At 33.8% G+C, this 12,459-nt stretch carries 12 protein-coding genes and 3 pseudogenes; 11 read left to right on the forward strand and 4 right to left on the reverse strand.

Annotation, left to right across the window (positions count from 1 at the left end):
- Positions 1–42: 42 nt before the first annotated feature.
- A complete protein-coding gene (locus ONG75_RS01575; protein WP_064125222.1) occupies positions 43–972 on the reverse strand; it encodes an AEC family transporter in 930 nt (309 codons plus the stop codon).
- Between the two features lie 254 nt (positions 973–1,226).
- Positions 1,227–1,784: an acetyltransferase gene (locus ONG75_RS01580; RefSeq protein ID WP_264375590.1), complete on the reverse strand. Its 558-nt coding sequence runs from the start codon at positions 1,782–1,784 to the stop codon at positions 1,227–1,229.
- A 16-nt stretch (positions 1,785–1,800) separates the two neighbouring features.
- Between ONG75_RS01580 and ONG75_RS01585 the strand changes: the two are divergent.
- Positions 1,801–2,511 (forward strand): annotated as a pseudogene (locus tag ONG75_RS01585) (MFS transporter); the annotation flags it as partial.
- A 117-nt stretch (positions 2,512–2,628) separates the two neighbouring features.
- Positions 2,629–3,588, forward strand: coding sequence for an IS5 family transposase (locus tag ONG75_RS01590; protein ID WP_264375556.1), 960 nt, complete (start codon positions 2,629–2,631; stop codon positions 3,586–3,588).
- A 227-nt stretch (positions 3,589–3,815) separates the two neighbouring features.
- Here the strand turns inward: ONG75_RS01590 and ONG75_RS01595 are convergent, their stop codons facing one another.
- Complete coding sequence (locus ONG75_RS01595) at positions 3,816–3,944, reverse strand: hypothetical protein (RefSeq protein WP_264375592.1); 129 nt, start codon at positions 3,942–3,944, stop codon at positions 3,816–3,818.
- Between the two features lie 401 nt (positions 3,945–4,345).
- Complete coding sequence (locus ONG75_RS01600) at positions 4,346–5,302, reverse strand: Mur ligase domain-containing protein (protein WP_264375593.1); 957 nt, start codon at positions 5,300–5,302, stop codon at positions 4,346–4,348.
- Positions 5,303–5,355: 53 nt separating this feature from the next.
- Here ONG75_RS01600 and ONG75_RS01605 point away from each other — a divergent pair.
- The 9 genes and pseudogenes from ONG75_RS01605 to cgtA all read left to right on the forward strand — a co-directional run.
- A pseudogene (locus ONG75_RS01605) lies at positions 5,356–5,974 on the forward strand (IS6 family transposase); the annotation flags it as partial.
- Positions 5,975–6,136: 162 nt separating this feature from the next.
- Positions 6,137–6,778, forward strand: coding sequence for an HAD family hydrolase (locus ONG75_RS01610; RefSeq protein ID WP_010401658.1), 642 nt, complete (start codon positions 6,137–6,139; stop codon positions 6,776–6,778).
- Complete coding sequence (locus ONG75_RS01615; protein WP_264375594.1) at positions 6,778–7,251, forward strand: RDD family protein; 474 nt, start codon at positions 6,778–6,780, stop codon at positions 7,249–7,251. The genes ONG75_RS01610 and ONG75_RS01615 overlap by 1 nt, the downstream gene beginning before the upstream one ends.
- Before the next feature lie 53 nt (positions 7,252–7,304).
- Positions 7,305–7,781 (forward strand): bacterioferritin, encoded by a 477-nt coding sequence (bfr, locus tag ONG75_RS01620; RefSeq protein ID WP_007302660.1) that lies wholly within the window; start codon positions 7,305–7,307, stop codon positions 7,779–7,781.
- A 1-nt stretch (position 7,782) separates the two neighbouring features.
- Complete coding sequence (locus ONG75_RS01625; protein WP_052264983.1) at positions 7,783–8,394, forward strand: SURF1 family protein; 612 nt, start codon at positions 7,783–7,785, stop codon at positions 8,392–8,394.
- A gap of 9 nt (positions 8,395–8,403) precedes the next feature.
- On the forward strand, positions 8,404–9,402 hold the full coding sequence (locus tag ONG75_RS01630; protein WP_264375595.1) for a recombinase zinc beta ribbon domain-containing protein: 999 nt from the start codon (positions 8,404–8,406) through the stop codon (positions 9,400–9,402).
- A 120-nt stretch (positions 9,403–9,522) separates the two neighbouring features.
- A pseudogene (locus tag ONG75_RS07865) lies at positions 9,523–9,639 on the forward strand (WPE palindromic element domain-containing protein); the annotation flags it as partial.
- A gap of 98 nt (positions 9,640–9,737) precedes the next feature.
- Positions 9,738–11,012, forward strand: coding sequence for a phosphopyruvate hydratase (eno, locus tag ONG75_RS01640; RefSeq protein ID WP_264375597.1), 1,275 nt, complete (start codon positions 9,738–9,740; stop codon positions 11,010–11,012).
- Entirely contained in the window at positions 11,000–12,013 is a 1,014-nt protein-coding gene (cgtA, locus tag ONG75_RS01645) for an Obg family GTPase CgtA (RefSeq protein ID WP_264375598.1), read from the forward strand. Before eno ends, cgtA begins: the two co-directional genes overlap by 13 nt.
- The last annotated feature ends 446 nt before the right edge of the window (positions 12,014–12,459 follow it).

A 12,459-nucleotide genomic window follows, 5' to 3' on the forward strand; every position in this document is an offset into this window, starting at 1 on the left:
TAAATTCAAGTTTTGTGAATAGGCTAGCGCTTAAATTTTTGATCAAAAAGGGACAAGTTTAGTAAAAAATAATGATATTATAAGTGGAACATAAAATAGTCCCACTGCAGTACTAATTAGGAGCAATAAAGTAGCTTTATCTGGTTGGTAATTTAAAATATTAGCAAGTATTATACTGGATCCAGAAATCGGAATAATAGCCAGTAACATCAGTGCTTTATAGATGCTTTCATCGTATATACCTGTAACATGCTTGTCTAGCAAGACAATTCCCAAAACAAATGACGGCCAGAATATGTACTTTGCTACAATAGTGGTCAAGGCAAGCTTCCAATCTACTTTAAAATTTGTAATTTGTGCAATACTTACTCCAAGCAGCACCATTCCTAATGTGATAAATGTACTTCTGATATTTATCATAACATCTGTCAAAAAAGTGGGTATTTGTATATCATATATACTTAAAAAGAAACCTAGAATCATTGCATATAATGAGGGAAGTTTGAGTAACTTTAATACGCATTCTTTTGCAGTATAGATACCATTTGCAGCTATATAAAATCCCAAACTATTTTCAAATAGTGCCATTCCTATGTAACAGACAACATACACAGACACTGAATCTTCATCAAATAAAGCCATGGCAATCGGTAGACCAAAATAACCCATACTTGTGCTGCCCGAGCTAAACGCTAATATGTTTCTCGTGTTGTCCTTAAATAAAAAAGAAGAAAGATAATACACTGATAAGGACATAGTACTACCTATAAACCATATCAAAATCGGCAGAGAAATTACTTTTAAATTAACTTCTGTATGAGATACTCCGTATAAAATCACTATTGGATTAGCTATATAAAAGAGTATTTGAGATATAGTATTTCTATCAATTTTAAGATATCTTCCTGCTAAGTAACCAATAAGTATTGTAATGTAAATAGGTAATATTTTGAGGAAAAGAGTAAAGAACATACTAGCCTATTGTGATATCTTTGCTGATAAAGTGATATTAGATTTTAAGGTATTGTAAAAGTAAGTAAAATTTATTTTCCAATTAATCAAGTTCATAGTTAGTTAAAAAAAGATTCACTGAGTGCCAAAATTTGTTCTTATATAGGACTTAATAATGATATTTTTATGATTAAATTATGTTAAGTTTGTATAAAGCTCCTTGTATATTTTTATAAACCACTTGTAGTAATTTAGGTAGATTGTTGAAAAAACACTCATCTTGAATGGTTCTCAGGAATTCTTGCCTTAATCATTAAAATCGCACTATTACTTTCCATAATTTTTTTAAAGCCAACTTTTTCGTAAACACGGATTGCACAAACATTTGCTATACCTGGGTCGACAAAGGCATTCTCATAAACTTTAAAGACAAATTCGTTTAAAAATATATTCAAAGCTTGTAAACCAATGCCTTTGCCCACATAATCCAGCTCTCCGATATACCAGTCTATAGCAGCACAGCTTTCTGGAAGCTCAGAAGTATCGTAGCCCTGCTCAGGTGGAAAATCATGTTTGTTATAGTATTGAATATAACCAATATCAACTCCGTCACAATTAATAATGAATGCATGCATTGGTTTTTCAATAATTTGTGTCTTAAGTTTTAAACGTTTGAATCCTTTGACATAATTGCTATATTTTTTCTCAATTAACTCTGGTGTCCAATTTATATCCGCATCCCACCATAGCTTTACGTGAGGTGTTTCTAACCATTTTAATAACAGTAAAAAATGTCCTTCTTTCAACGCTTTAAATGTGATATTCTTATTCATTAATTGAAAATCTCAAATGTTACTACCATTTCTGTTAATCCTGTCTCTAATTGCTAAGTTCATTGAAATTGACATTTCCGTACCCAGTTTTCCTGATATGGTGCACTATTTTAACGTATCAGAAGGCACAATTCAATTAACTATTGCTTATAATTTTTTAGGCTTTTGCATAGGAGGGTTGTTTTTTGGTCCATTATCCGAGTGTTATGGTAGAAGGAGAATGATGATCATAGGTAATACTTTGCTACTCGTCGGCGCTGTTGGTTGTGTTTTTGCACCGTCGATTTTTTGGCTTTTAATTTCTCGCTTTGTTCAGGGTATTGGTGTCAGCACGTCTGTAGTTGTGTTTGCCATAATTGCAGATAGCTATCAAGGCGACAAAGCAGTAAAATTTATTGGAATCATGAATTCTGTTCTTACAGTTGTCATGGCAATTGCACCTGTTTTAGGAAGTTTTATCAATGGTGCTGTAGGGTGGCGTGGTAATTATGCAACTGTTGCAATACTTTGTTTGATCTCTTGGATTTTACTGCTTTTTCTGTTACCAGAAACAAAAAAGGACCGCGATATTTTCAGTTTGAAAAAAATGATGAAAGATTACAGAAAATTATTATCGAGTTCAAAATTTATGGTTCTGTCTTTGCAGCAGAGCCTCTTCTCTGCTGCTTATATGTCATTCATTACTTGCGGACCTTTTTTGTATATGGAAACTTTTGGCTTATCCAGCAAGGCTTTGTTGCATAGCTAGTGTTGGTTGAGGTTATTGTAAGAAGAAAAGCTTTTTAATATATGGCTACTAACGCATTTTGTTGTAAAATAGGCATTTTTCAAACAAGTACAACTTATGCCACAAAAAATGAGAGTAAGTAACCAAAGAGAATATAACGAGTTTCTCAAAAAAAGAGGAAATGTTTTTCATTTTGTTAATCAAGCCATAGAAAATTGGTATGAAAATAGTCCAAAAGTTGCAGGTGGCAATAACACTTATAGTGATAAAGTTGTAATTTTAATACACATAATAGTTCATCTTTTTAGAATTGGCTTGAGACAAGCTGTAGGTTTTGTAAAAGGTTATATGGTACAAATAGGCAAAAAACTTAAGATTATCAGCTATACACAAGCTTCCAGAAGATTTAAAAAGCTTAATTTGAAGATTGATGACCATAGAAGCAATAAAGATGATCTGGAAAATGTTGAAATTGCCGTAGATAGCACTAGAGTTAGTATCTACAATAATAACGGTGGGCATAGTAAGCTTAATATTCGAAAAAGGAAATACAGTGGTTATGGTCAAGTAAGAAAATTACATGTTGTTTTAAACATAAATGATAAGAAAGCAATAAGCATGAACTACACTAGTGGTGTTGCTGTAGACTATTTGCCGGTCTGCGATATGTTAGAAGAAGTCAGTGATAAATATAACATTTGTTCTATTCGAGCAGATGCGGCTTATGATATAAAAAGTGTGTATAAAGAATGCAGAAAATACAATATTGTGCCTATTATTCGCCCTAGGAAGGATACTAAAATTTGTTTAGCTGACTACTTATCAGAAAGAAACAAGTATATTAGTAGAATTAGGTCATATGAGAATTATGAAGATGGTATTAATGAATGGAAGAAAAAAGTTAAGTATGGAGCACGGTCTTATATTGAAGTCTTTTTCTATAGGTTGAAGCAAATATTTGGGTTTGGCTTGAAAAATAAATCAGAGGTAAATCGTGAAAAAGAGCTGTTAATTAAGTGCTACTTATTGAACAAATTTACTGATATAGGTATGGCTAAATTTAAATTAGCTGCGTAAATTCACTGTGATTTACATGCCTATCAGTGCTATGCAACAAAGCCATCCAGCACTATTTATGCACTACATCAAGGTGCAATAGTTGGGTCCTTCTCACTAATTAGCCTATTTGCCATTAAGATCCTAAAAAAATTTGGAGCAGCATGGTGTGTAATTTCTGGTACGAGCGTGGGTGCTATCGGATCTCTATTGCTTGTAATACTCAGTGTAATCATGCCCCATTCTTTTTACTTGGTAACACTATCTATGATTATTTTTTCTATTGGTTGTGCAATATGCCAGCCAGTGGTTTTTAACTCATCAATAAACGTTTTTCCTGAAATTAAAGGTACGGCTTCTTCTGCACTCTCATTCATTAGAGCTTTTATTATGGCTATTTTTATCGGCTTAACAAGCTACGTTTACAATGGTCAAGCAATCAGTGCAGCTATTCTTGTTTTTTCTGCAGTAGCTCTAATTTACTGTCTATTTATTGTTTTCAAGGTCTGGAAAAATCTATAATTACCATATAGATCCTTCTCATTTCTAGTTATTGCGGTAATATGTATTGCAATTTTGCCGGCTGCTCTAAATGTATCTCTTCCACATCACCTAGTCTATATTAGTTAACAAGTATGAGCTTGCTCATGCGTCTAAAATTTGAGAGCCAACTTTCAACAATCCAATCAAATTCTAACTTTCTTTAAAATACTGTTTCTTGCTGTTTTTATACCCTAAAAAATTTAGCTTACTTTTGCCCTAGTTCGTTCAAATAGCATTAGTACGATTTACTTTTTTTGGGATGTAGAGATTTTCTAGGGATTGTCTTCTTGAGTTCTATAGTATTTTGTTCAACATTGAAACGAGAGTCCCGTTTCAAGCATTGAAGTGACGAATCAAGAGCTGCTTTTATCCCATCCCTATCAACTATTTGAGTAGTTGACAATGGAATCCAGTTATTTTCGTTTATACTAATCAATACATCAAATTCTATGCTATTATTGTGTTGTTTGACGTTGCTGGCTCTAATCTTATCATTCCCAAACCCAAACGTTATAGAATTATTCTCATCATAATTGACGCTTGCAGAATCAGGTAAAACCGCAAAATCCGCGTTGTTTACAAATCGAGAAAATGCATTTTTGATTTCGTTAAATGTACCGTAATGGTCTATATGGTCGTCATTAATACTTGTTACAACAGCAATATTTGCAGGAATTTTTAACATAGTTCCATCAGACTCATCAGCCTCGATTAAAAAAATGTCACTCTTGCCAAGTTTTGCATTACTCTGATAGGAGTTTAATACTCCTCCCACAATTACAGTAGCATCAGTACCAGAATGATCAAAAATGGAAGCAATCATAGCTGTTGTTGTTGTCTTGCCACTTGAACCAGAAACCGCTATCACATATTTACCTTTCATAATTTTAGCCAGCATGTCTGACCTATGCAAAACTGTTTTATTGTTATTTCTTGCTGCAACTAGCTCCACATTATCAGGTTTTATTGCGGAAGAATGTACAACTATTTGAGCTTGTCTAATACTACTTGCATCGTGACCAATATAGACCTCTATACCTAATTTTTGTAACCTATCTATATTGTCGTTTGATCGCGTATCACTGCCTTGAATTTTATAACTGGAATTATGAAGAATTTCAGCAATTGCGCTCATTCCAATTCCACCTATACCGATTATATGTATTACTTCTTTTTTAGGGTTCTGTCGCATTTGTAGGGAAGTAGAAAGAAGAATGATATAATTGTCTAAAAAAAAAAGCAAAGATGTTTCGTATCAATCAAAAATTGTTGCCATATTTCAAAGGATTTAGCTTTTCAGCGGATGTTATCTGTATACATGAAATGTCGATTCTCTTTGAGCTATCGAGATTTGGAAGAAATGATGAGTATAAGGGGAGCAAAATGCTACGTTACAAAGGTGGGTTATCACCACTGATAGATGAGGCAGTAAGGAAAAGAAAGAAGCAGGTTGGTAGTAGTTGGAGAGACTTACATTAAATTAAACGGTAAATGGGTTTATTTATATACTGTAGACTTGTGTGTTAGTAGAGACAAGTCTGCAGCACTTGCATTCTTTCGTAAAGCCTTCAGGAGTAACTATCTTCCTGAGAAAATTGTAATTGATAAAAGCGGCAGTAATACTGCTGCTCTTGATGATTTGAATGCAGAAATTTCTGAAGATTACAGTTCTTCAAATAAAATATCTAAATAATATTGTTGATAGATTTATCAAAAAACTAATAAAGCCAATGCTTGGGTTTAAAAGCTTCCATTCCGCAAAGATTACCATCACAGGCATAGAAAATATTCGTATGATTCAAAAAAGACAAATTATTAAAATAATGTTTCTACTTTTGAGAATTTTGCTATGTTAATAACTCCTATAATCCCACCTTTAATGATCTTCTTTCCTATGGTTTATAGATGCGACAGAACCATATAATATAACCAGTGTATTAGGTTACTATGTAAAAATGATTAACATAGAAGCTTTATCATCAAAATATTATTTACTTATTAGTTTAAAATACGTCACAATATAAAAATGAAAAATAGCCGATTAGCGGTAGTATTCGATTGGGATAATACCTTAGTTGATACTCAAGATAATATTTCTAATGCCATTAAGCATACTTTAGATTTGATGGGATCTGGCAGTAAAGTTGTTGATAGAAATTCTCATGAATCAAGAAAGAGCTACATGGTCAATTTGTTTGGTGATCAGTGGAAAAAAGCGAATCAGATATATCAAAAATACCTAGATAATGCATTGTTACAAAATATTACTCTGAATGAAGGAGTAGAGAAAATGCTGCAGACACTGAAAAGCCACAATATTTACCTAGCGATAGTTAGCAATAAGAAAAATACTAATTTACGTCAAGAAGTTGCCTACTTTAAACTAGATTCTTACTTTGAAAGAATAGTTGGATCATGTGATACTGCAGAAGATAAGCCATCTGCAACTCCACTGCTATTTGCACTAGAGGAGAGTACGCTACCTGTAAATAGAGAAAATGTGTTTTTTGTTGGTGACAGCATCACAGACATTCTATGTGCACAAAATGCAAATTGCTTACCTATTGTATACGGACAATCAATAAGAGGTTATGAAGATTTGTTATATTTTCAACATTTTAATAAACTTACAGAATTCATAGTAAAGTATTTGAAAGATAGGTGGTAATGACAGAGATCGCTAGTGTACACAGGCGCTTTTGCGCATATTTAATAGATGTAGCAATTTTATTAATTCCAACCTTACTAATTGTGTTGTCATTAGGGGATTTTCCATTAATTTTACACCTGTCATACATGTGTATACATTGTGGCTACTTTACATATTTTATATCTTCAACAGCTCAAGCAACTCCTGGTCAACAGTTAATGAATATATATACTATCACTTTAGATAGTTCTAAAATAGGTTTGAGCTTAGCATTTGATCGCACTATCTCTCAGTTTTTCCTTCCTATGCTAAATAATTCAATTATCACCTTTATCAAACTTTTTCAAACATCAGTAAATGCTTTAAGTACACTAGAAGTGATTATAGTGATGCTTACCTTCAGTTGGTATTTAGTTGCTTGCTTCTCTCAGAGGAAACAGGCATTTCATGATGTGCTATTTGATACGATTGTTGTGAGAAAAATGAATTGATGTTGCCTTGATTGTTATGTAGATTACATTGGTATATTAGCTAAAGAAAGGTTATGAATAAAGAAATAGTAGAACATTTAAATAAATTACTTACAAATGAGCTGACTTCTGTACGCCAGTATCTTTTGCATTTTGCGATTCTTAAAGATAGCGGAATTAATAAACTTGCAGAAAAGATGAAAAACGAGCTTAATGAAGAACTTGAGCATGCAAATAGGCTAGCAGAAAGAATTTTACTGCTTAAGGGCATGCCAAATTTTCAAGATACAAATAAAATCTCAAAGTATGAAGGAAAGTTCACAAAAGATACAATGCAGAAAATCTTAGAAGATAATTCTAACTTAGAAGAAGAAGGTATCAAGGGCATCAAAGAGGCAATTTCCGTTGCTGAAAAAGAAAAGGATTTCGTGAGTGTAATGTTATTAGAAGGACTACTGAAAAATGAGGAAGAGCACTTACATTGGATCAAAGAACAGATTGACCTTATTGAGCTTATGGGTATTGAAAATTACTTGAGAACACAAATATAGAGTGTTAAGAAAAACAGTATTTATTTTCATTATACCTTTTTTACTTCTTTTTTCACTCGGGTTATGGCAGTTATTTAGATTGAGCTGGAAGAATAATATTATCAAAAATATGGATCTTCCAGTTATTCATCTACTGCCTAGTGATAATCTTTCAAAGTTTAACTACAGAAACGTTAAAATCGACGGAATTTTAAGTGATATAGAACTATATGTTTTCGCAGGTCAACGTGGCTATCATGTGCTGTCTCCTATGTTGCTTATCAATGGACATTACATGTTAATAAATAAAGGAATAGTCAGAGAAAAAAAAGAAGAAAAAGCAAAAATTGAAAAAGTAGCTGCTGATGGCGTTTTGTATTGTGATGGTAGCAAAAATTGGTTTATCAAAAATGATATTGCTTCAAATACGTGGTTTACCTTAAGTACAGAAGAAATCTCCAATGATCTAGGTATTAAGCTAGAGAAATGTATATTGTGGCAAGATAATTTTGGTGGCAAATTGACTATACAGCCAATAAAGCATCTTGAATACGCAATTACTTGGTTTGCACTTTCCTTGATTTGGCTCATTATGTGCGTATTTTACTATAGGCAAAATATATATAAGTCGTAGAGATACAGTGTGGAAAAAGAAAAGCTACAAATAGAAAAAATGCAACAAAGTGGAAGAAAATACTTATTACAAGGGTTAGTGATATGTCAGTGTTGCAAATCCGTTTATTATGGAATGAGTAATGCTAAGGGAGGAAAAAGTTACTATCGTTGTTCTAGAAAACGTTTTGGTGAATGTAACAGCAAATCAATACGCGCGGATATACTAGAAGAGGTAGTATGGGAAGAAGTTAAGATGGTAAGAGAGCACATAACGAAGGAAAAGTGTGATTTATCAGAGGCAGATTGGGAGACTAAACTTAATATAATTAGAAAATTAGTTCAACGCATTGAAATTGATGATGATAATGTACATATAGTGTTTCAATTAAAAGAACTCGCTCTCGAAAGACAAAAAGAAGATATTCAACCTTGTACCAGAATTATAAAGAATGTAGTGCTATCAAATGCAATAGGAATGCATAAAGTTAGCAACGCCCTGGCTGCAATATCAGTTGCAGTGAAACTTGGAATTAGTGATGAAGAGATTAAAAAAGGTCTTTTAGAATTTAAAGGAGTAGCAAGGAGATTTTCTTTAATTGCCGATATTAAAGGTGTTAAGTTAATTGAGGATTATGCTCACCACCCAAATGAAATACAGGCAACCCTGGCAGCAGCACGTTTGACCACTAAAGGAAAGGTAACAGGAATTATCGAGCCGCTTCGTTTTGCTCGTGTTCGTAATTTTTTTGATGAGTTCGTACGAATTTTCATGATGTTTGATTATGTAATTCTCACTCCTGTCCATCCTCCAGAAGATAAGCCTATTCCTGGCTGTGGAATTGATGATATACAAAAAGCCTTGATCAGTAATGGGTTTAATGATGTGAAGATTATGAATGATGCTTTACTCATTTCACATTTTATTAGTAATTCGACAAGTTCAGGAGATGTAGTATTATTTATTGGTGCTGGTAGTAATATAGCTAAACTAGCGAAAGAAACTGCAAAGCTGCTGCTAGTAAAATAAACTTAAGCATTGGTGATTTATATGATAAAATTGTGTAGTAAAACTGGATCCCAGTGTCTAGGCAAACAACTGTACAGACATTGCGATATGGGGATAGCTTCCATTAAGAATGGTGTCATCCCAGTGCCCAGACACTGGGATCCAGAAGACTTAACTTTAAATAAGTGGCTGTATAATAAAAACTGGATTCCAGTGTCAAGCACTGGAATGACAACATCTGCTACTCAAATTATCTGTTTATCTGTAGGTTGCAATGTTCGTACACTGGAATGTTACAGCGCTGGGGTGACATTTCCCGAACGTGCACACAATTGTGAATCTAGTAGAGGTTTAGCATGATGAAAAAGACAATTAGCAGTGTATTTGCAAGAGAAATTTTAGATAGCAGGGGTTACCCAACAATTGAGGTAGAAATAGAACTATGTGATGGAGCAACAGGTAGAGCGGCTGTCCCTTCTGGGGCTTCGACCGGTAAACTAGAAGCATTGGAGCTGAGAGATCAAGATGAAAAAAGGTATTGTGGTAAAGGAGTGCTGAAAGCTGTTCAATCTGTGAGTGAAGTGATAGCAAATAAAATCATTGGCATGGATGCAGCAAACCAGAGTGCAATTGATAAAGTTTTAATTGAACTAGATGGAACAAAAAATAAATCTAAACTTGGAGCAAATGCAACTTTGGGTGTGTCTCTTGCTGTTGCAAAAGCAGCAGCAAACAGTTTCAAAACACCGTTATATAAATATTTGGGCGTAGGGGAGAAGCAGATGCCAGTTCCGCTAATTAACGTCATTAATGGTGGAGTACATGCGGATAATAAACTCGATTTTCAAGAATTTATGATTCTTCCTGTTGGTGCTGAAACTTTCAGTGAAGCAATAAGAATATCTGCAGAGGTATTTCATAACTTGCGCAGCATTCTTAAGAAAAAAGGTTATAGTACAAACGTAGGAGATGAAGGTGGTTTTGCACCAAACATTGGAAGCACTGAAGAAGCTCTTAATTTGATAATTCAGGCTGTTGAATCTGCCGGTTATTCGATGAAAAATCACTTTGCACTGGGTCTTGATGTTGCTGCATCTACTTTTTATGAAGATGGAGTTTATAAATTTGAAAACAGAGAACTCACTTCAGAGGAATTGGTTCAGTATTATTTTGACCTTGTAGGCAAATATCCAATAATTTCTATAGAAGATGCAATGAATGAAGACGACTATGAAGGTTGGAAATTACTTACTGTAAAACTTGGGAATAAAGTTCAATTGGTTGGAGATGATTTATTTGTTACAAATTGTGAACTAATAAGTAAAGGAATAGAGGAGAAAATGGCAAATGCTGTACTAATCAAGCCAAACCAGATAGGAACACTTACGGAAACTTTTGCTGCTATTGAAATGGCAAAATTAAATGGCTACAGGGCTATTATTTCTCACCGCTCAGGTGAAACAGAAGACACAACGATATCCCACATATCAGTTGCGTCGAATTGTGGGCAAATAAAGACTGGCTCGCTGTCGCGTTCTGATAGGCTTGCAAAGTATAATGAATTGATGAGAATAGAAAGTTCATTAGGAGAAAATGCTAAATATTATCGTGAGTTGGCATGGATTTCATAGACGAAGTTAAATTATATTTAAAAGCAGGTGATGGTGGCGATGGTTGCGCGAGTTTTCGTCGAGAAAAATTCGTTGAATTTGGTGGTCCAAACGGTGGTAATGGTGGCAGGGGAGGAGACATAATTTTCATCAGTGATGCAAATCTCAACACTTTGCTTAATTTTCGTTGTCGAAGACACATTAAAGCGAGTAATGGAAAAAGTGGTACGAGTAGAGATAGATCTGGCACAGCAGGAAAAGATATTATACTTAAAGTTCCAGTTGGTACACAAATAATCGATGAAGAAAGTGAGGAAGTGATAGTAGATCTTGATAAACCCGACATCGAATTTCAAGTAGTGCAAGGTGGAAAAGGTGGACTTGGGAATACCAATTTTAAATCTGCTACCAATAGGGCACCAAGACATTTTACCCATGGTCAGCCTGGCGAAGAAAGAAATATAATATTGAAGCTAAAAGTTTTATCTGATGTTGGCATTATTGGTATGCCAAATGTAGGTAAATCTAAATTTTTAACCCGCTGCTCGAATTCTGATACGAAAGTAGGCGATTATGAATTTACTACTATAAGACCACATTTAGGTGTAGCAAAAGTGGATTATAGCGAAATTGTAATAGCAGATATTCCTGGAATAATCGCTGATGCTCATCTTGGAGTTGGGCTCGGACACAAATTTTTAAAGCACATAGAAAGGTGCAAAATTTTACTGCATTTAATTGATGTAACTCACGATGACATTATTTCAGCTTATAATTGTACGCATAATGAACTGAAGCTTTACAATAGCGATCTTGTTGAAAAAGAGGAAATTGTAGTGTTAAATAAATGTGACTTATTGGAAGAAACAGAAATTCTTGAGAAGAAGAATCATTTAGCCAATTATCTTGATAGAGAAGTACTGTGCTTATCAATCGACGATGATTTACAGCCCATCTTAAGATTATTAAATGAAAAAGTGAAAATTAACGAAATTAATGTATATGATCCTTTTAAGATGTGAATTTTTTATTTGACAATCAAAGTCTGGATTCCAGTGGGTAATTTTCCACAGTTGTCTGCATTTTTTGTTCCACAACTTATCTTTTTTTCGGCTTGTGCCATTTCTCACACTGTCTCTTGCTTTCTTGAACTCAGAAATTCAATAGCTACAAAAGCATTTGAGTAGTTTTTTGTTAAGAATTAGGCATAGAATCCCCCATATTTATTAATAAAGAACAGAAAAAATGTAACGCACATACGACAGAGATTAAGCATATGTGTGCACCCATGTGCGCTGAAGAAGATACGCTACATTCTTTACTTAGTTTGATTATTTGATAGAAAAGTCTGCAGACGAAGATAGATTTTGAGCTCTAAAAATACCTCTACTGTGAGTATACTAAGATTAGATAAATAGGCGAAGTAATTTTTATATTAGTTTTTTAGTTGCCAATCAATTTGGAGTTC

It is taken from the genome of Wolbachia endosymbiont (group B) of Sphaerophoria taeniata (genome assembly GCF_947179355.1).
Lineage (GTDB): Bacteria > Pseudomonadota > Alphaproteobacteria > Rickettsiales > Anaplasmataceae > Wolbachia.